General features: G+C 74.0%; 15 protein-coding genes. 7 read left to right on the plus strand and 8 right to left on the minus strand.

Features of this window, described 5'->3' with window-relative positions; all coding sequences use genetic code 11:
• Window positions 1–43: 43 nt before the first annotated feature.
• The 3 genes from rsmG to FZ988_RS07680 all read left to right on the plus strand — a co-directional run bounded on the left by rsmG (window position 44) and on the right by FZ988_RS07680 (window position 3,626).
• Window positions 44–739: a 16S rRNA (guanine(527)-N(7))-methyltransferase RsmG gene (rsmG, locus tag FZ988_RS07670; RefSeq protein WP_246169310.1), complete on the plus strand. Its 696-nt coding sequence runs from the start codon at window positions 44–46 to the stop codon at window positions 737–739.
• 440 nt (window positions 740–1,179) lie between these two features.
• The gene (locus FZ988_RS07675; protein WP_342781165.1) at window positions 1,180–2,355 is read left to right on the plus strand and encodes a ParA family protein; all 1,176 of its coding nucleotides are present in this window, start codon (window positions 1,180–1,182) and stop codon (window positions 2,353–2,355) included.
• Entirely contained in the window at window positions 2,355–3,626 is a 1,272-nt protein-coding gene (locus FZ988_RS07680; RefSeq protein WP_149203418.1) for a ParB/RepB/Spo0J family partition protein, read from the plus strand. Before FZ988_RS07675 ends, FZ988_RS07680 begins: the two co-directional genes overlap by 1 nt.
• Window positions 3,627–3,998: 372 nt before the next feature.
• On the opposite strand, the gene FZ988_RS07685 is transcribed toward FZ988_RS07680, so the two are convergent.
• The 6 genes from FZ988_RS07685 to FZ988_RS07710 form a co-directional block, all read right to left on the minus strand.
• Window positions 3,999–5,342, minus strand: coding sequence for an aminotransferase-like domain-containing protein (locus FZ988_RS07685; protein ID WP_149203624.1), 1,344 nt, complete (start codon window positions 5,340–5,342; stop codon window positions 3,999–4,001).
• Between the two features lie 125 nt (window positions 5,343–5,467).
• Entirely contained in the window at window positions 5,468–5,788 is a 321-nt protein-coding gene (trxA, locus tag FZ988_RS07690) for a thioredoxin (RefSeq protein WP_149203419.1), read from the minus strand.
• On the minus strand, window positions 5,785–6,864 hold the full coding sequence (trxB, locus tag FZ988_RS07695) for a thioredoxin-disulfide reductase (RefSeq protein ID WP_149203420.1): 1,080 nt from the start codon (window positions 6,862–6,864) through the stop codon (window positions 5,785–5,787). Before trxB ends, trxA begins: the two co-directional genes overlap by 4 nt.
• 51 nt (window positions 6,865–6,915) lie before the next feature.
• The gene (locus FZ988_RS18725; RefSeq protein WP_223145058.1) at window positions 6,916–10,755 is read right to left on the minus strand and encodes a murein biosynthesis integral membrane protein MurJ; all 3,840 of its coding nucleotides are present in this window, start codon (window positions 10,753–10,755) and stop codon (window positions 6,916–6,918) included.
• Window positions 10,752–13,184, minus strand: a complete 2,433-nt coding sequence (locus FZ988_RS07705; protein WP_149203421.1) for a DUF6049 family protein — start codon at window positions 13,182–13,184, stop codon at window positions 10,752–10,754. The genes FZ988_RS18725 and FZ988_RS07705 overlap by 4 nt, the downstream gene beginning before the upstream one ends.
• A complete protein-coding gene (locus FZ988_RS07710) occupies window positions 13,181–13,732 on the minus strand; it encodes an NUDIX hydrolase (protein ID WP_149203422.1) in 552 nt (183 codons plus the stop codon). The genes FZ988_RS07705 and FZ988_RS07710 overlap by 4 nt, the downstream gene beginning before the upstream one ends.
• 96 nt (window positions 13,733–13,828) lie before the next feature.
• Here FZ988_RS07710 and FZ988_RS07715 point away from each other — a divergent pair, with 96 nt between their 5' ends.
• Together FZ988_RS07715 and FZ988_RS07720 are read left to right on the plus strand one after the other, a co-directional pair.
• On the plus strand, window positions 13,829–15,331 hold the full coding sequence (locus FZ988_RS07715) for a CCA tRNA nucleotidyltransferase (protein WP_149203423.1): 1,503 nt from the start codon (window positions 13,829–13,831) through the stop codon (window positions 15,329–15,331).
• Window positions 15,328–15,780, plus strand: coding sequence for a pyrimidine dimer DNA glycosylase/endonuclease V (locus FZ988_RS07720; RefSeq protein ID WP_149203424.1), 453 nt, complete (start codon window positions 15,328–15,330; stop codon window positions 15,778–15,780). The genes FZ988_RS07715 and FZ988_RS07720 overlap by 4 nt, the downstream gene beginning before the upstream one ends.
• 48 nt (window positions 15,781–15,828) lie before the next feature.
• Here FZ988_RS07720 and FZ988_RS07725 read toward each other — a convergent pair whose 3' ends face one another.
• Both FZ988_RS07725 and FZ988_RS07730 read right to left on the minus strand, forming a co-directional pair.
• On the minus strand, window positions 15,829–17,145 hold the full coding sequence (locus tag FZ988_RS07725) for an MFS transporter (RefSeq protein WP_188079023.1): 1,317 nt from the start codon (window positions 17,143–17,145) through the stop codon (window positions 15,829–15,831).
• Window positions 17,146–17,202: 57 nt separating this feature from the next.
• A complete protein-coding gene (locus FZ988_RS07730) occupies window positions 17,203–17,493 on the minus strand; it encodes a hypothetical protein (RefSeq protein WP_149203425.1) in 291 nt (96 codons plus the stop codon).
• A 172-nt stretch (window positions 17,494–17,665) separates the two neighbouring features.
• On the opposite strand from FZ988_RS07730, the gene FZ988_RS07735 reads away from it, so the two are divergent.
• Both FZ988_RS07735 and FZ988_RS18485 read left to right on the plus strand, forming a co-directional pair.
• Complete coding sequence (locus tag FZ988_RS07735; protein ID WP_149203426.1) at window positions 17,666–18,136, plus strand: hypothetical protein; 471 nt, start codon at window positions 17,666–17,668, stop codon at window positions 18,134–18,136.
• A complete protein-coding gene (locus FZ988_RS18485) occupies window positions 18,136–19,359 on the plus strand; it encodes a putative T7SS-secreted protein (RefSeq protein WP_188079024.1) in 1,224 nt (407 codons plus the stop codon). Before FZ988_RS07735 ends, FZ988_RS18485 begins: the two co-directional genes overlap by 1 nt.

The raw sequence follows: 19,359 nt of genomic DNA on the forward strand, positions 1-19,359 counted from the left end.
CGCATCGTCGTACGCCGTCGCAGGGCACAAGGAGGACCAGACCGTGACCGACGCTCCCGCCGCCCATGAACCTGAGCCGGTGAACCGAGACCTCGTCGTCGAGTACTTCGGTGCGGCGTTCGACCGCGTCGACAGGTTCCGGGAGATGCTCGCAGGCGAGGGCGTCACGCGCGGCCTCATCGGACCGCGTGAGGCGCCACGTCTCTGGGAGCGGCACCTGCTCAACTCCGCCTCAGTCGCTGCGTTCCTACCCGAGCAAGGCTCCGTGATCGACGTGGGCAGCGGCGCCGGCCTGCCGGGCGTGGTGCTCGCGGCCATGCGACCCGACCTGACCGTGACGCTCGTCGAGCCGATGCTGCGGCGTGTGACGTGGCTCGAGGAGGTCGTCGAGACCCTCGAGCTCGCGGGCTCGGTATCGGTGGTGCGTGCCCGTGCTGAGGAGCTGCACGGCACGCTCCTGGCGGACGTGGTGACGGCCCGCGCTGTCGCACCGCTGGACCGCCTCGCCGGATGGACGCTTCCGCTCGTGAGGCAGGGCGGTGCTCTCCTGGCGCTGAAGGGGTCGCAGGCCGCAGTCGAGGCGGCTGACGCCGCACCCGCACTGAGTGCGCTGGGCGGTGGTCCCGCAGAGGTCCTGGACGCGCCCACGATCCCCGGGGTCGACAGCACCGTCGTCGTGCGAGTCGTGCGGGAGCGGGTGGTTCCGCCCGCGCCTCAGGGGAAGCGGGGCCGTCGCTGATCAGCATCTCGGTAGGCGCTTGGCGCCGACGCCGCGGAGGCGGGGGATCGGCGCCCGCAGGCCGGACCGGACAGACTCGCGACGAGCTCCGTCTGGATCGGATGGGATCGCCCGGGACGCAAGGTTGTTTGCGGCCCGCCGATGCGGCTCGGCCGAGGTGAGCTGCACTCGTCCCTGTCCCTGTCCCTCTGTCCCTCTGTCCCTGTGCCCGTGCCTGTGTGCCTGTCCCTGTTGCCGCGCCGCTCGCCTGGGCGCCCTGGGGAGGAGCGGCACCCTCGGGGCGGGGTCGCGGACGGCGGGCGGGCCACAGGGTGGATCAGGATGGCCGGCGGCTGATGCCGGGCGGCTAGCACATCGTGCGGACGGAGAAGTGCGGTGCACGACGCCGGGGCGGGTGCCTCGCAATGGCAGGATGTGACCACGCAAGGACGGGAGTTGTGGTGGACCAGCAGGACCCAGGCTTCGACGTTTCACGTGGAACAGTCGATCCGGACGAGGCGCGCAGGGCAGCGATCATCGAGAGCCTCCCAGCCGTCGACGACTCGACCCCGCTCGCAGCCCAGCTCGCGGCCGACGCGCGACGACGTATCGACCTCTCAGGACGCCGGTTCCCGCGACCGACGCACACGCGTGTGGTCACTGTGGCGAACCAGAAGGGGGGCGTCGGCAAGACGACGACGACCGTCAACCTGGCGGCAGCACTGGCACAGGCGGGGCTCAACGTCCTGGTGATCGACAACGACCCCCAGGGCAACACCTCGACAGCTCTTGGCGTCGACCACCGGGCCGGGACTCCGTCTATCTACGAGGTGCTCGTCGAGGACGAGGACCTCGTCAACGTGGTCCAGCAGTCGACCCGGGTCCCACGGCTTCTCTGCGCGCCCGCGACGATCGACCTCTCGGGCGCCGAGATCGAGCTCGTCTCCCTCGTCGCGCGGGAGAACCGCCTGCGCAACGCGGTGTCGGCCTACCTCGAGGGCCGCGCCGCCGCCGGGCAGGACCGCCTCGACTACGTGTTCATCGACTGCCCGCCGAGCCTCGGCCTCCTGACCGTCAACGCGTTCGTTGCTGCGCAGGAGGTGCTGATCCCGATCCAGTGCGAGTACTACGCGCTCGAGGGCCTCAGCCAGCTCCTCAAGAACGTGCAGCTCATCAAGAACCACCTGAACCCGGCGCTCCACGTGTCGACGATCCTTCTGACCATGTACGACGCGCGGACCAACCTCGCGCAGCAGGTGGCGGCCGAGGTGCGCGAACACTTCCCTGCGCAGACCCTGCGCACGACCGTTCCGCGCTCCGTCCGCATCTCCGAGGCGCCCAGCTACGGCCAGACCGTCATGACGTACGACCCGGGTTCCACCGGCGCGCTCTCGTACCTGGCGGCGGCCCGTGAGCTCGCCGAACGTGCCACGGTGACCGCGCCGGCGCCCGACGCTACGCAGCCGTCGCCGACCGCCAGCGCGGCACCGACCGCAACCGGGGTGGGTGCGCGCGGAGCGGACCACGCCGGACCGGGCCAGCCCGGAGCGAACGACGCCGAAGGCACGAGCCTGACCGCGGGCGCACCGGTGACCGCCGGTGGCCCCGAACGCACGTCCCCGAACGAGGAGATCTGATGGCCGAGAAGCGTCGTGGACTGGGCCGGGGACTCGGGGCGCTGATCCCCAGCGCACCCACGGGTGACTCCCGTCCCGTCGATGTCTTCTTCCCCGGCGCATCGGCGCCCGCGGCACCGGTGCCTGCTGACGTCGCGGAGACGGTCGACGTCGTGGAGGCGACTGACCCCGTAGAGACGACTGAGCTGCCCGGCGGTGCGACCCACGAGGCGAGCACGAGCCCCGCTGTGGTCCATGACGACAGGGGAGCGGCCGGCTACACCGCGCCGGTCGACGCGGGAAGTCCAGCGGCAGCACCCCCGGTCGAGCCGACAGACGACGGCTCCCACGACCGTGGACCGGCTGAGCCGGCGCACACGTCCGGCTCGACCGCCGACGGATCGGCCGCCCGCGCGCAGGGCGCTCCCGACCGGTACGACCTCCCCGACGGACTGCTCCCGGTGCCCGGTGTCCACTTCGCCGAGGTTCCCGTGGGCTCGGTGCGACCGAACCCGCGCCAGCCCCGAACGGTGTTCGACGAGGACGCCCTCGCCGAGCTCGTCGAGTCGATCCGGGAGATCGGCGTCCTCCAGCCGGTGGTCGTGCGTCCGCTGCCGTCGCAGGACGGGGAGCGTGCGTACGAGCTCATCATGGGCGAGCGGCGCCTGCGTGCGACGCGTGAGGCGGGCCTCGCGACAATCCCCGCCATCGTCCGTGAGACCGACGACGCCGACCTTCTCCGCGACGCGCTCCTCGAGAACCTCCACCGGAGCCAGCTCAACGCGCTCGAGGAGGCGGCCGCCTACCAGCAGCTCCTCGACGACTTCGGCTGCACCCACGAGGAGCTCGCCCAGCGCATCCACCGCTCCCGCCCGCAGATCACCAACACCCTGCGCCTCCTGCGCCTTCCGCCGCTCGTGCAGCGCCGCGTCGCCGCGGGGGTGCTGTCGGCGGGGCACGCCCGTGCACTGCTGGGCTTGCCGGACGCCGCCTCCATGGAACGGCTCGCCCAGCGCATCGTCGCCGAAGGGCTGTCGGTGCGGGCCACCGAGGAGATCGTCACGCTCGGGGGAGACGCCGAGCGTCCCGCGACGGCTCGCCGCCCGCGCCCGGGTGACCGCAACGCGGCCCTCGACGACCTCGCCGCTCGGCTCTCCGACAAGTTCGAGACGCGCGTGAAGATCGCCCTGGGCAAGCAGAAGGGGCGGCTGACGGTCGAGTTCGCATCCGTCCAGGATCTCAACCGGATCCTCGAGACCCTGTCCCCGGACGACCCCGGACTCCTCAAGTAGTCGGGCGAGCAGGCACACCCGACGACGCACGGCGCGCACCCGCCTGACCCCGGGCGAGCGGCAGCGATCGTCGACCTGCCCGACCCTGCCAAGGGCGCCAGGGCCGTCCACCCCCCGTCCAACCTGCGAAGGGTTCGGACGGCGAGAGACGGCGGCCCGCGCGCGAGGGACCCACGCAGGGTGGATCGTCCTGGGTGGGGCCAGCTCGCCGACGGAACGACGGCCTGCGCCGTTTCACGTGAAACGACGCGGGCCCCTCACCGCATCCCGGGCAATCGAGCCCGTCAACGCGCCGGCCCGGCAGCCCGCCGGCCCGGCAGAGCGTCAGCCCGCCAGCGCGTCAGCCCCGGCCCCGGCCACGGCCACGGCCCCTCAGTGGACGTCGGGCCCGGCGCCCTCGACGGCATCTGCCTCGCGGTGCGCGTCGGTGCCCGCGCCGAAGATCTCGAGCAGCTCGGTCTCGGCGGCGACGACACCGGCGAGCCTCCGCACGCCCTCGCGGATCCGATCCGGCGTGGGGTAGCAGAACGAGAGGCGCATGTGGTTGGCGCCCTGGCCGTCGGCGTAGAACGCGGTGCCGGAAACGTACGCCACCAGTGCCGTGATCGCGCGTGGGAGCATCGCCTGGGCGTCGATCCCGTGAGGCAGCTTCACCCACGTGTAGAACCCGCCGTCGGGCACGGTCCACGACGCCTCGGGCATGTGCTCCGTCAGGGCGCCGATCATCGCGTCGCGACGTTCGCGGTACATCTCGCGGTAGGCCTTGATCTGGCCCCGCCAGTCGTGGTTGGCGAGGTATGTCGACACGGCGAGCTGCGACGCGTTGGACGGGCACAGGATCGCCGACTCGCTCGCGAGCACGAGCTTCTCGCGGATCGAGTGCGGCGCGACGGCCCAGCCCACGCGGTACCCCGGCGCGAACGTCTTCGAGAACGAGCCGAGGTAGATGACGCCGCTGTCGTCCATCGACCGCATCGCGGGGAGGGGCTCGTTCTCGAAGCCCAGGAGTCCGTACGGGTTGTCCTCGACCACCAGGACGCCGTGCCGACGGGCGATCTCCAGCACACGCGGCCGACGTTCGAGGCTCAGCGTCACACCCGCCGGGTTGTGGAAGTTCGGGACCGTGTAGAGGAGCTTCACCGCGCGGCCCTCGTGGTCGAGCCGGGTGAGCACCTCCTCGAGGGCCTCCGGGATGAGCCCGGCCTCGTCGAGGGGCACGTGCACGACGTCGGCCTCGTAGGCCCGGAAGACGCCGAGCGCCCCGACGTAGCTGGGCGCCTCGGCGACGATCACGTCACCGGGGTTGATGAAGAGCCGCGTCACAAGATCGAGGGCTTGTTGTGAACCCGTCGTGACGACGACGTCGTCGGGGTGCGCCTCGATGCCCTCGAGCCGCATCACGTCGAGGATCTGCTCCCGCAGGGTCTGGTCGCCCTGGCCGGAGCCGTACTGCAGCGCCGTGGTGCCGCGCGACAGGACGAGCTCATGGGACAGCTCGGCGAGCGTCCGCAGCGGCAGCCCCTCGAGGTTCGGCATGCCGCCGGCGAGCGAGACGACCTCGGGCCGGTTCGCGACGGCGAAGAGGGCGCGGATCTCCGAGGCGCGCATCCCGTGGGTGCGGTCGGCGTAGGAGCCGATCCACGGGTCGAGGCGGGTTCCCGTGGCGGGACGGACGGTGTGGGCGGCGCCACCGGGGGTGGGCTTCACCCACCCCATCGGGTCGCCGTTGGCGGGAGTCATGGCCACGAGTCTGCCACGCGCGGGCACTGCCGCTGCCGCGTTGAACGAAGGACGGGCACCGGCCCAGAGGACCGGTGCCCGTCCGACGGGTCAGGACGGCGTCAGACGACGCTCTCGATCTCGGTCACGAGGGCCGGCTTGGGCCGCGCGCCGACGATCTGCTTGACCAGCTCGCCGCCCTTGTAGATGTTGATGGTGGGGATCGACGTGATGCCGTACGCGGCGGTCACCGAGGGGTTGTCGTCCGTGTTGAGCTTCGCGATCTTCAGCCGCCCCTCGTAGGTGCCCGAGAGCTCCTCGAGGATGGGGGCGACCTGGCGGCACGGGCCGCACCAGGGCGCCCAGAAGTCGACGAGCACGGGCACCTCGGACTCCAGGACCTCGGCCTTGAACGTCGCGTCGGTGACAGGAACGGTGGTCACAGGGTCTCCTCGATCTTCTCGGGCAGGGTTGCGGGGCTGGGGGGTTCGGTGGCGTCGACGAGCGACGCCAGGTAGTGCTGGGCGTCGAGCGCTGCCGCGCAGCCGGTGCCGGCTGCGGTGATCGCCTGGCGGTACACGTGGTCGACGAGGTCGCCGCACGCGAAGACGCCGTCGAGGTTGGTGCCGGTGCCGCGCGCCCCGGGGCCGCCCACGAGCACGTACCCGTTCTCGTCGAGGTCCACCTGGCCCTTGAGCAGCTCGTTGCGCGGGATGTGGCCGATCGCGACGAAGATGCCGGTCGCCGCGAGCTCCCGCTCGGCACCGGTCACCGTGTCGCGCAGCGTCACGCCGCTGACCTTGTCCTCGCCGTGGATGGCGGCGACCTCGCTGTTCCAGGCGAACTCGATCTTCGGGTCCGAGAGCGCACGGTCGGCCATGATCTTCGACGCCCGGAGCTCGTCGCGGCGGTGCACCATCGTGACCTTGCTCGCGAAGCGCGTGAGGAACGTCGCCTCCTCGACCGCGGAGTCACCGCCGCCGACGACCACGATCTCCTGGTTGCGGAAGAAGAAGCCGTCGCACGTCGCGCACCAGGACACGCCGTGACCCGAGAGGCGCTTCTCGTCGGGCAGGCCGAGCTCGCGGTACGCGGAGCCCGTGGCGAGCACGACGGCGCGCGAGCGGTACGTCACGCCGTTGCCGGTGACCATCGTCTTGACGGGCCCGTCGAGCCAGGCCTGGACGACGTCGTCGTAGACGACCTCGGCGCCGAAGCGCTCGGCCTGCTTCTGCATGTTCTCCATGAGCTCGGGGCCGTTGATGCCGTCGATGAACCCGGGGAAGTTCTCGACCTCCGTCGTGTTCATCAGGGCGCCGCCTGCCGTCACCGAGCCGGCGATGACGACGGGGGCGAGCCCGGCACGCGCGGCGTAGACGGCGGCCGTGTACCCCGCGGGGCCGGAGCCGATGATGACCAGGTCGCGCACGAGCTCGGTCGATGGGTCGGTCACGAGAAGTCCTTCGTCCGTGGGTCGGTCGGGCGCTCCGGTCGGGCCGGCCCTCGTCCGAGGAACCATGCCCGCTGCGCCGTCGGCGTCAACCGATCCTAGGGCTGATCTGTTCCTTGCTCAGGACAGCCGCACCTCGGCCAGCTCGACCCGGTTGCTGCCGTCCGCCGTCTGGGGGAGCTGCGTGAACCACAGGACGATGTGCGTCGCCTCCGTCGGCTCGGAGAACGTCAGCACCGTCTCCGCGCTCATCGGGCCGGACGCGAGGACCGTGCCCTGGTCGGGCGTCGAGGGGTCGGTCGCGCGGACCTCGACCATGCCGCCCGTGCCGTTCACCTGAAGCGTCACGGTGGTCACCGTCGTCGGCTCCGCGAGCGTCACGGCGTACCCGATGCCGCTCTTCATCCCGTAGGTCGGCGACTTGTAGGTGCGGGTGTACCAGGCCGTGGCCGGGTCCCCGTCGATCGCGAGCGGGACGGCCTCGGGGTGCTCGTTGTTGTCGCCGCCGGGGGGCAGGTCGATCATCTGCGCGCCCGCGATCGTCGGGACCCCGCCACCGTCCGCGGGCTCCTCGGGCGCGTCGGCAGGGGGCTCCACGGCGTCGTCGGCGCCCGCGTCCTGGCCCGCGCCGTCGTCGGCCGCGTCGTCGTCCTGGGTCTGACCCGTGCCGAGGTCCGCGCCGCCGCCGATCGGCGGGGCGGGCGACGTGAGGGCGTTCCACGCCACGACGATCCCGATGAGCACCGCGACGCCCACGAGGATGAGCACGAGCGGCGTCGGGTCGAACCGCTTGCGGACGAGGGCCTCGGTGGACCGCCCGATGAGCGAGTCGAAGGCCTCGTGCGAGGGCTCGTTGCCCGACGACGGCCGCTGCCCCGGACGCTCGGGCCGACCCGCGGCCCCGGGCCAGCCGGTGCCCCCGGCACGGTTCGGCGGCACGACGGGCGGCGCCCCGGCGCCGACCACCGTGGGTGCGTCCTGCCGCACGACGGGCCCTGACGGCCCGTCGGCGCGCTGGGACACCGACCGGGGGTGCGACGCGGCGGCGTCGACCGAGGCGGCCGCGGCGGCAGCCTGCGCGGACTGGCGATGGAACGCGGGCGGCGCCGCCGGGGGCGGGGTCCCGGGGCGCGCTGCGGGCCCGGCCTGGTCCGCGATGGACTCCCGCACGGACTGGCGCTGCACGGTGCGGGGCTGTCCGACGACGCCGTCCTGAACCACTGTCTCCTCGACGGCGGCACCGTCGCCTGCGGCGCGAGGACGGGCGGGGTCGGCGTCGGCGGCGCCCATGATGCTGGTGGGTGCGTCCTGCGGGTCCTCGGGCACGAAGCCTCCTTGGTCGCGTGGCACGGACGTCACGACGGGGCCCACCCGGGTCCCGGTCCACGGCGCCGGTCCGGCGGCCTTCAGGGCCGCGTCGGCCGCGCCGAACACCTCGTCCGCCGCGACGGCCGGCCACGGCTCGAGCTCACGGACGAGCTCGGCGGGGCTGTGCGGGCCGTCGTCGTGCGGACCGAGGGTCACGGCGCACAGCGTGTCGAGGTCGTTGGGCACCCCGGGGACGAGCTCGGCGGGGGCGACGGGGCTGCCCTCGACGAGCGGGGCCGCGACCGCAGGACCGGGGTCCGACCCGGCGGGTGCGGGCCAGCGGCCCGTGAGGGTCAGGTACAGCAGGGACACGAGGGCGACGGTGTCCGCACGCGTCGTCGACCGGGCGTCGCCGATGCCGCGGCCGAGCAGCTCGCCGTCCATCGCGAGGCCGGAGACGACGACGCCGCCGTCGGGCGTCACGCGGACGGCGGAGGGACGCAGCGCGAGGTGGTGCACGCCGCGGCGCCGGGCGACCTCGAGCGCGACGGCGGCCTCGCCGACGATCGCGCGCGCCTGGTCGGCCGGCAGCGGGCCGTGGGACGTCAGCTCGGCGAGGTCCCGCCCGGCGAGCGGCTCCGTCACGGTGTACGGCAGGCCGTCGTGGTCGCCCACGTCGAGGACCCGCAGGAGCCGGGGGTCGGAGACGAGGGCGGCACGCCGGGCCGCGTCCTGGGCGGCGCGGACGCGCTCGCCACGGAGCACGAGGGCGCGCACGGGGCGGTCGAGGATCTGGTCGACCGCGGTCCACGCCTCGACGTCCGGGAGGTCCGTGACCTCCGGCTCGTCCAGGCGGTACCGCCCTGCGAGCAGCGTGCCTCGTCCGACGACGACGTCCAGTGGGTCACCTCCGTGTGCGTTCGCGGGACCCGTTCGACGCCAGGCAGGACGGCTTGCCGCGCCTGCGGGCCGGGACCCGCCCGGTGCGCCCATGCTACGGCGCACGCGACTGAGCAGCGGCTCGAGCAGCAGCCCGACCTCCTCGACCTTCAGCAGGCGCAGGAGCCCCACGTAGATGGCGGCCATGACCACGCCGACGACGACGCACACGAGGACGGCCTTGACGAACCCGGCGCCGGACAGGTTGCCGAACAGGTGGCTCAGCGGCCAGCCGACGGCGGCGGCGACCAGTGCCGCGATGATCGTCCGGACGTGGACGCGGATCAGGCGGCTGCCCGTGCCGCCCAGGCGGTGCCGCACGTGGAAGCCGCCCCACACGGCACCGACCACGTACGAGGCGGCGATCGAGGCGCCCGCCGCCACGACCCACCAGCGTGCGGGCAGCACGAGGTACCCGAGCATGCTGCCCGTCGCGACGATGCCCGCCATGACCACCTGGATGCGGAACAGGCCCTTGGCGTCCTCGTACGCGTAGAAGACGCGCTGGCACAGGGACCACGCACCCAGCGCGCCGAGGCCCGTCACCATCGCGACGACGACGGGCGCGAGCGACCCGGCCTCGGCGGGCCGGGTCGCCTGGAAGACCACGCGGACCAGGGGGAGCGCGAGCACGGCAAGGACGGCTGTCGCGAAGACGGTGAAGACGACGATCAGGCGGAGCCCGTAGGAGAAGTCGGCGCGCACGGCCGCCTTGTCACGCGCGGCGGCGTGCGCCGAGAGGCGCGTGAAGAGGGCGGTGAGCAGCGACACCGTGACGAGGGAGTGCGGGAGCATGAACATCGTGAACGCGAGCGAGTAGGCGTTGTTGCCCGCCACGTCGTCCTGGTACAGCTGCGCCGCGGCCGCGCTGACCCGCACCACGACGAGCGTCCCGGCCTGGCCGACCACGAGCGCGGCGAACGTCCACCCCGCGACCCGGCCGGCGCTGCCGAGCCCGCTGCCCCGCCAGTCGAGCCGCGGCCGGTACCGGAACCCGCTGCGGCGCAGGGGAACGATGAGCACGAGCGCCTGGGCGATGACGCCGAGGGTCGCGGACCCGCCGAGCACGGCGATGCGCTGGGCGTCCCACTGCGCGAACCCGTCGAGGTTGCCGTCGGGCTCGTACGTCCCGAACAGGACCATGAAGACGACGAGGCCCGCGATCGCGACGACGTTGTTGACGACCGGAGCCCACATGTACGGGCCGAAGCTGCCGCGCGCGTTGAGCACCTGACCGAGCAGGGTGTAGACGCCGTAGAACAGCACCTGCGGGATGCACCACAGGGCGAACGCGGTGGCGAGGCCGGCGAAGGCCTGGTCCTTGACCTCCACGGCGAGCCACACGATCAGCGGTGCGGCCGCGGTGAGCAGCGCCGTCAGGCCGATGAGGAGCGCGCCGGCCAGCGTGAGCAGGCGGTCCACGTACTCCTGGCCGTTGGCGGAGCGGTACGCGCGCACCACTTGGGGGACGAGGACCGCGTTGAGGACCCCGCCCGCCACGAGCATGTAGAGCATGTTCGGCAGCCAGTTGGCGACGGAGAACGCGTTCGCCGCGGCGGCGTTCGCGCCGATCGCGGCGATGAGGACCGACGCGCGGACGACGCCGAGGACGCGCGACGTCGCGGTGCCCGCGGCCATGACGACAGCGCTGCGTCCGAGCCGGGAGCCCCCGGCCGCGGGCGTCCCCGAACCGTCGGACGGGACGTCGCTCATGAGCCCGGCCCTCGGCCGACACCCTCGGCCGGGGCGTCGGTGTCGACGTCGTCCTCGGCCTGCTCTTCGGGCGAGAGCGCGTCCGGGCCGGCGGCGACCGGGGCCGCGCGACGGGCGGTCCGGCCCCGACGGATCGTCCGGAAGACCCCGACGAGCACGCCGACGGCCAGCAGCGAGCCGATGATCGCCGTGCCGATGCTCTCCCACTCGGCGCGCACGCGCACCGTGAACGTCGCGTCGTCGTCGACGAGGTCCCCGGCCTGCGTGCGCACCTCGACGGTGATCGCGACGTCGGCGCTCTGCACCGCGTGCACGGGCACCCGGACGATCGTCTCGGACGCCGCGGGGATCGTGACGAGGACGGGCTCGTCGGCGACGAGGCGCCTGTCGTTCGGGCGGAGCGACACGGCGACGGTCACGGGGAGGTCGAGGGCGTTCGTCACCCGGACGGGAACCTCACCCGTCCGCGAGACCAGGTTGAAGTCGCTGCTCGGCTGGACGGACACCGCGTCCTGCAGCGTGGCCGTGGTCGCAGCGGCCCGGGCGACGACCGCGCCGCGGCCCACGGGGTCGGCCCGCCAGGCGACGGACAGCGGGGCCAGGAGCTCACGCTCGACGTCCCCGAGCAGCGTCGCGGGGTCCTCAACCATGCCGACGAGCGCCGTGCGCCCGTCGATCGCCCCGCCGAGGCCGGCGAGCTGGGACGGTGCGATCTCCGCGTCGTCGGTCTCGCGCGCGGGGAGCGTGCCCCGGTCCACGCCCGGGTCGTCCGAGCCGACGAGGGCCGCGACGGGCTCGACGTGCACCCAGGGGGCCTGCTCGAGGGCGTCCAGCTGGGCGTCGACGACGGCGACGTCGGGCTCCCAGTCGCGCGGCACGGTGAGCAGCAGGTGGCGTGCGGTGCTCGGGCGCTCGCGGGTGATCACGGCGAGCTCCGCGAGGAGGTCCTGCGCGGCGTACGCGGGGGTCGCGACGGCCGGGTCCACCGCGGGTGCCGAGGACTCGGCGGGGCGCAGGTCGTCCGTGCCCGCCGAGCCGGCAGCGGCCGAGTCGGCGGCGGGCGGCTCGGCGTCGGCCGCGGCGTCGGCCGTCCCTGCACCGTCGTCCGTCCCTGCACCGTCGACCAGGCCCGTGGTGAGCGCGGTCGAGAGCCGCTCGTCGGGCACGAGGACGGTCACGTCGCCCGCGGCCGCCGCGACCGTGGCGCGCCCCGTGGGGGTGTACGTCAGGACCGCGGGCGACGGGAGGTCACCCGGCCCCACGACGACGGCGCGCGCGGAGCCGCGGTTGACGAACGCGGCGGTCGCGAGGTCGGCGCGGCCGTCGGCGGGCAGGGCGAGGGAGAGCGTCGACGCCCCGGGCAGCCCCGCGGCGGCCGCCACGCGCGTCGAGCGGTCGACGGCTGTGGCGAGGATCGAGCCGGCCTGCGCGTGCGCGAGCGCGCTGACGTCCGCGTCGGCGTACGGCAGGAGCGCGATCTCCCGGTCGGTCGCCGCCTCGAGGACGCCGTCGACCCACGTCGCGACGGCCGTCGACGAGGGGGTCGCCGTCGCGTCGTCGTCGGCCGTCGTGACGCTCTCGAGGAGCTCCGGGTCCAGCGCCCAGCTGACCTCCGGGTGCTCGCGGGTCGCGGCCAGCACGTCGGCGAGGCGCCCGCCCGGCCGGGTCTGCGCCGCTAGCTCCTCGAGCGGTGCCTCGCTGTACGGGTCGACGGCCGGTCCGACGACGGGTGCCAGGACGCTCACGCGCGTCGCGGTGACCTCCTGCTCCGGGAACCACAGGAGGAAGGTGCGCAGCAGCCCCTGACGTGCCCTCGTGGGGTCCGCGACGTCGACCACCTCGAGCGCGACGCCCCGTGGGCCCCAGGCGGCGCGGGCGCGCAGCCCGTGCGCCGACGCCGGCAGGACGGCCGTCGCCGTGGCCGAGGCGCCGGGCGCGAGCGGAGCGGGGAGGTCCACGTGGACGAGCGCTGTGCCGAGCTCCGCCGACGCGTCCGCGGTGCGCCACGCCGTGAGGGAGGAACGGCTCACGAAGGGGTCGCGGTCCAGGTCGAGGAGGACGCGCGGTGCCGCCAGTGCCACCGCCCCGGTGTTGCGCAGGGTCACGGTGACCGTCAGGTCCTGGCCCGGCTGGAGGATCGCGGGGCTCATCGAGTCGAGCGTGACCTCGACGGGCAGGGTCCCGGCCACCACGGGGGCCGGGTCCGTCGCGTTCACGGCAGGGCCGACGCCGTGCGCCACGGACGGTGCGCGGTCGCCGACGACGGCGGCTGCGGGCAGTGCCGTGAGCGTGAGCACGAGCCCGACACCCACGGCCCCGAGCGCCGCGAGGCGCTGACGGGTGGCGAGACGCGCGGGGGCGCTGGCGAGGCGTGGACGGGTCCGCCGGCGCCGACGGGTCGCCGGTCCAGGGCCGGGGGCGTCGCTCATGCGCCGCCGGCGAGCACCGCACCCGCGGCGACGGCGAGCCGACGCTCGTTCGGGTACGCCAGGCGGTCGGGCAGGTCCGTGAGGGCGACCCACGCGACGTCCTCGGCCTCTCCGTCCGGGTCGCCGTCGACGGTGAGCTCACCGCCCGTCGCCGTCAGGAGGAAGTGGTGCACGACCTTGTGGACGCGGCGGTCGTCGCCCGTGAACCAGTAGTCGATGGTGCCGAGGCGCTGCATGATCTGCCCGCGGATGCCCGTCTCCTCCGCGATCTCCCGCACCGCCGCCTCCTCGGGCGTCTCCGGTCCCTCGAGGTGGCCCTTCGGCAGGCACCACTCGAGGCGGCCCGCCCGGTTGCGGCGCGCGATGACGGCGACCTGGGGGTGGTCGCCGGCGCTGGTGACGACGAGCCCGCCCGCGGAGGTCTCCTCGACGACGGGCAGCCCGGGGGCCGAGGGGCGTCGTCCGACGCGTGGGTCGATGCGCAGCGCGTGGCCACCGGGCGGCGAGGGCACCGGCCCGGGCACCGGGTGGGGAACGGCGCTGGACATGTCGACACTGTAACGACCAGGGCTGGAGGCCACGGGACCGCGGCGGCCGGTCGTCGGCGCGTCCCGGCGCGCGCCGATCTGGCACGCTGGTGTCCCGTGCCTACTCCTCCTGCCACCGCCGCCCCCGAGCCGGCCGCGCTCGCGGCCCTGCGGCGTCGCGCCCTGACGGTCCTCGCGGACCTGGCACCCGCCGCGATCGAGCTCGGAGAGGCGTTCGCCCAGGCGGGTCACGAGCTCGCGCTCGTCGGCGGCCCGGTGCGGGACGCGTTCCTCGGCCGCGTGAGCTCGGACCTGGACTTCGCGACGTCGGCGACGCCCGACCAGAGCGAGGCCATCCTCGCCGCGTGGGCCGATGCCCACTGGGACATCGGGCGGGACTTCGGGACCATCGGCGCGCGCCGCTTCGCACGCGAGGGCCAGGCGGACGTCGTCGTGGAGGTCACGACCTACCGGACCGACGCGTACGTCGCGCACTCGCGCAAGCCCGAGGTCGCGTTCGGCGACTCGCTCGAGGGCGACCTCTCACGGCGTGACTTCACGGTCAACGCGATGGCCGTGCGGCTGCCCGCGCTCACGTTCGTCGACCCCTTCGACGGTCTGACCGACCTCGCCCGCGGCCTGCTGCGGACCCCGGTCACGGCGGAGCAGTCGTTCGACGACGACCCGCTGCGCATGATGCGCGCCGCACGCTTCACCGCCCAGCTCGGGATGCGGCTCGCCGACGACGTGCGGGTCGCGATGGAGCGCATGGCCGACCGGATCGAGATCGTGTCCGCCGAGCGGGTCCGTGACGAGCTCGTCAAGCTCCTCCTCGCGGACGACCCGCGACCCGGCCTCGAGGTCCTCGTCGAGACGGGGCTCGCGGACCACGTGCTGCCCGAGCTGCCCGCGCTGCGCCTGGAGATCGACGAGCACCACCGGCACAAGGACGTCTACCAGCACTCGCTGACCGTGCTCGCGCAGGCCATCGACCTCGAGACGGGTACGCACGAGCAGCCCACCGGCCCGGTCCCGGGCCCGGACCTCGTCCTGCGGCTCGCCGCGCTGCTGCACGACATCGGCAAGCCCGCGACGCGCCGGTTCGAGGCGGGCGGCGGCGTGAGCTTCCACCACCACGAGGTCGTGGGCGCCAAGCTCGTGGCGCGCAGGCTCAAGGCGCTGCGGTTCGACAAGGAGACGGTGCAGGCCGTCGCGCGGCTGACCGAGCTGCACCTGCGGTTCCACGGCTACGGCGAGGTCCCGTGGACGGACTCGGCGGTGCGCCGATACGTGACCGACGCAGGCCCGCTGCTCGAGCGCCTGCACCGGCTGACGCGGTCCGACTGCACGACCCGGAACCGGCGCAAGGCCGACCGGCTGTCCTTCGCGTACGACGACCTCGAGCAGCGGATCGCCGAGCTGCGGGAGAAGGAGGAGCTCGCGTCGATCCGGCCCGACCTCGACGGTCAGCAGATCATGGAGCTCCTGGGCATCGCCCCGGGCCGCGAGGTCGGCGAGGCGTACCGGTTCCTGCTCGAGCTGCGCATGGAGCAGGGCCCGCTCGGTCCCGACGCCGCGGGCGAGGAGCTGCGCCGGTGGTGGGCGGCGCGGCACCCGTGAGGCTCTGGTCGGTGCACCCGCGCTACCTCGACCGTCAAGGGCTCACCGCGGGGTGGCGCGAGGGCCTGCTCGCGCAGAAGGTCCTGACGGGCACGACGCGCGGGTACCGGAACCACCCGCAGCTCACGCGTCTGCGCCCGGGGCCCGACGTGCCGCTCCCGGGGCCCGCGGTCGTCACCTACCTGCACGGGGTCGTCGACGAGGCCGTGGCGCGTGGGTACGCGTTCGACCGGTCGAAGATCCTCGGGCCGCCCGACCCGGAGCTGAGGCTCGAGGTGACCAAGGGGCAGGTTGCGTACGAGTGGGCGCACCTGCGGGCCAAGCTCTCCGCCCGGAGCCCCGAGGTGCTGGCCCGCTGGGCGGCGGTCGAGGTGCCGGACGTGCACCCGCTCTTCGTCGTCGTGCCGGGACCGGTCGCCGACTGGGAGGTCGTGACCCAGGCGGGGTGACGGCTCTCGCAGGTCGCCTGCGGTGTGCCCGACCGGGGCCACCGCCGGTCAGAGACCGGGTGCTGAGGTGCTCGCGTGGAGCGGGGTGGGCCGCGGTCGGCCGTCGCCCGACACGGCGCGGAAGGCCAGGAACGTCACGACGTACGCGGCCGCCAGGGCGGCGAACGCGCCGCGCGACCAGCCCGTGTCCGGCAGCGCGACCGCGGCGAGCGCCGCCGCACCCACGAACGCGGCGTTGTAGACGACGTCGTAGAGCGCGAAGGCCCGCCCCCGGAAGGCGTCGGCGGTGTCGCGCTGCACGATCGTGTCGACGGCGATCTTGGCGCCCTGCACGCTCAGCCCCAGGACGGCGGCGGCGACGGCGACGACGCCGAACGCGGACGACGTCACCAGCAGGAGCTGGCTCGTCACGCCGAGGCCGAGGCACACCAGGACCCAGGTCGCGGGTGCCATCCGCTCGTGCGCGAGGGGCGTCAGGACGATCGCGAGCCCGTTGCCCGCGAAGGAGATGCCCGTCAGGAGCCCGAACGTCGCGAGCCCGGCGTCGGCGTCCGCGGGGTCGGAGAGCAGGTTGCGCGCGATGAGGATCAGCGCGATGAAGTTCGCTCCGTACAGGAACCGGTGCACGCCCATGACGCCGAGGGCCGCGGCCGGCGTGCGCCGGGCCACGAGGTAGCGCGCGCCCTCGCCCAGGTCGCCGACCGTCGACCGGAGCTGCGCGAGCAGCCGACCGGCCCTCAGCTCCGGGCCGAGCTGGTCCTTGCCGAGCCGGAGCGCGAGGGATGACGCCGCACCGAAGAGCGCCGCCGCGCAGACCAGCACCAGACCGTCCTTGAGGGGGCCGGCCGGGACGAGCCGCCCGATCGCGAAGCCCAGGACGGCGCCGGTCACCGCCGACACGGCGCCGAGCGTCGGCGTCAGCGTGTTCGCCATGAGCAGCTGCTCCTGCGGGACCACGCGCGGCAGCCCCGCCGACAGCGCGGACAGCAGGAACCGGTTGATCCCGAGCGTCACGAGCGCGAGGACGTACACGGCCGGCCCGACGCCGACCGTGACCAGGAGGACCGCGAGCGTCAGCGCGAGCACGACGCGCAGGGCGTTGCCGAGCAGGAGGACCTGACGGCGTCGCCACCGGTCGAGCAGCGGGCCCGCGAACGGCCCGACGACGGTGAACGGCAGGAGGAGCACCGCGAACGCCGCGGCCACGTCGGCCGCGGTCGCCATGCGCTCCGGCGAGAAGAAGAACAGGGTCGCGAGGCCGACCTGGAACATGCCGTCGCCGCACTGGGAGACCAGGCGCACCGCGAACAGCTTGCGGAAGTCCCGGTGCACCGCGACGGTCTTCAGGTCACCCAGCACGCTCACCCGTGAAGGCTAGCCGTCGCCCCCGTCATGGCCGCCGCGGTGGCCGTGGGTCACGCGTCAGGCGGCCTGGTCCTCGACCGTCTCCGAGAACAGCGGACGCAGGGCGGCGATGACGTCGAGCCGGTCCACGTCCTTGAGGCCCGCGACGAGCGCGATGCACGCGTGCGCGAGGGACATCGCGCCGAAAGCGACGGACGAGACCTGGTCCTGCTCGTCGCCGACGATCTCAGCGAGCTCGGCGAGAGCCAGGGGCACCGCGCGGACGGACGCGGCAGGATTCGCGGGGTCGAGCGCGGTCAGGGCGTCGAGGAGGACACGTGCGACCGCCTGCGGCTGATCAGGTGCCATGGATCGACCATAGGCCACGAAACCGGCAAGTCGGGCGGTCAGGAGACAGGCTCACCCGGTCGGGTGACAGCGGCGGGCGTGCGGGTGGCGCGCACCAGGCCCCGGGTCACGCTCGCGGGGAAGGGTCCCCTACAGTGAGCACGCCGGTGATCGACTGCTGCAGGGGGATGCGATGTCAGGCAATGGCTTCGAGGTCGACCCGGAGGCGCTGGACGAGGCAGCCGGCAAGATCCGCACGGCCGTGGCGGACGGCACCCTGGAGACCCAGTGCTTCGCCTGGGGCAACGGCTACGGCCACCCCGGCCTCAGCGCGGCGCTACGCACCTTCGTCGCCGACGTCGACACGGGCGTGGACCAGCTCGCCGCGAAGGCCGAGGCACTCGCGGTCGACCTGGTCGACCAGGCCGCCGACTACCGCGCGGTCGACGCGAGCGCCCAGGGTCGCCTCACGAACCCGTTCCTCGCGCCCGCGCCCGTGACGCCCGGCCCCTGGGCACCGCCCGCGCCCGTGACGCCCGGCCCGTGGGCACCCCGCGCGCCTCTCGCACCGGCGCCGCCGGGCGTGTTCGACCGGCTCGGCCCACGGGCCCCCCTCGCACCGGCGCCGCCGGGCATCGACTGGTCGGCAGAAGGGAGCGGGTGATGGCAGAGCTCGGCAGCACCACCGACCCGATCGCGCTCGTCCCCGGCAACGAGGCCACCGTCCGCGGGGACGCCACGGCCCTCGGCAACCGCGCGGCCCAGCTCGAGACGGCCGCCCAGACGTTCGCGAGCGTGCGCGTGCCCGGGTGGACCGGGACGTCCGCCGACCGGTTCGAGGTCGCCGTGGGCGCCCTGCCGCGCTCGTGGCGGGTCACGGCCGATGCCCTGACGTCGGCAGCCGCACAGCTCACCGCCTACGCGACCGCCCTGAACGGTGCCCAGCTGGACGCGGCGGAGGCCATCGAGCTCTGGGCCCAGGGCGAGGCGGCCACCGCCGCCGCGGAGCAGTCGTACACCTCGAAGGTCAACGCCTACGAGCGGTCGTTCGACAAGCCCAACCCGACCCCTTACCCCGGACCCTTCGTGGACCCCGGCGCCACGCTCCGGCAGGAGGCGCGCGACCTCCTGGCCGACGCGCGGGCAGCCGTCACGAAGGCGGGCGACGACGCCGCGGACACGCTCGCAGAGATCGTCGTGAGCGACAGCCCCATCGTGCACAACCAGGCGGGCTGGCAGGGACCGGACGTCTCCGGCAGCACCTCGGGCTCGCTGTTCACGTACGACCCGGACTCGGGTGACCGCAAGCTCGACCTCGCGAAGGCCGAGGGGCAGGCCAGCCTGTTCTCCGCCGACGCCTCGACCGAGGCGAAGTCCGGTTCGCTCTTCGCGAAGGCCGAGGCCAGCACCATGGTCGGGGCCAAGGGCGAGGCCGCCTTCGGCGTCGCGGACGGCACCTTCCAGGCGACGGCCGAGGGGAGCGTCGGCGTCCACGCCGACGCGTCCGCGCGGGCCGGGCACGAGCACGCGAGCGTGGGCGTCAGCACGAGCGGGCTCGCCGGCGCACACGCCGAGGCGGGGGTGCACCTCGGCAAGGAAGGCATCAAGGCCGAGGCGGGTGCGTTCGCCGGCGCGAAGGGCGAGATCGGCGCGGACGCCGAGGTCGCGGGTGTCGGCGGGGAGGTCGGCGTCGAAGGCTGGGCCGGCATCGGCGCCGAGTTCGACGGCGGCGTCGGGCGCAACAAGGACGGCAGCTGGACCATGGAGGTCAAGGCGGGCGCCGCGCTGGGCCTCGGCGGGTCCGGGTCGATGGCGATCACCATCGACCCCCAGGGCGTGCTCGACGCCGCCGACGACGCCGTCGACTGGGTCGGCAGCCTGTTCTGA

Source organism: Actinotalea subterranea (assembly GCF_008364845.1).
Lineage (GTDB): Bacteria > Actinomycetota > Actinomycetes > Actinomycetales > Cellulomonadaceae > Actinotalea > Actinotalea subterranea.

Coding starts and splice junctions, on each gene's coding strand:
- FZ988_RS07680 (WP_149203418.1), top strand. CDS start 2,355: ATGGCCGAGAAGCGTCGTGGACTGGGCCGGGGACTCGGGGCGCTGATC.
- FZ988_RS07685 (WP_149203624.1), bottom strand. CDS start 5,342: ATGGGGTGGGTGAAGCCCACCCCCGGTGGCGCCGCCCACACCGTCCGT.
- trxB (WP_149203420.1), bottom strand. CDS start 6,864: ATGGTTCCTCGGACGAGGGCCGGCCCGACCGGAGCGCCCGACCGACCC.
- FZ988_RS18725 (WP_223145058.1), bottom strand. CDS start 10,755: ATGAGCGACGTCCCGTCCGACGGTTCGGGGACGCCCGCGGCCGGGGGC.
- FZ988_RS07705 (WP_149203421.1), bottom strand. CDS start 13,184: ATGAGCGACGCCCCCGGCCCTGGACCGGCGACCCGTCGGCGCCGGCGG.
- FZ988_RS07710 (WP_149203422.1), bottom strand. CDS start 13,732: ATGTCCAGCGCCGTTCCCCACCCGGTGCCCGGGCCGGTGCCCTCGCCG.
- FZ988_RS07730 (WP_149203425.1), bottom strand. CDS start 17,493: ATGGCACCTGATCAGCCGCAGGCGGTCGCACGTGTCCTCCTCGACGCC.
- FZ988_RS07735 (WP_149203426.1), top strand. CDS start 17,666: ATGTCAGGCAATGGCTTCGAGGTCGACCCGGAGGCGCTGGACGAGGCA.
- FZ988_RS18485 (WP_188079024.1), top strand. CDS start 18,136: ATGGCAGAGCTCGGCAGCACCACCGACCCGATCGCGCTCGTCCCCGGC.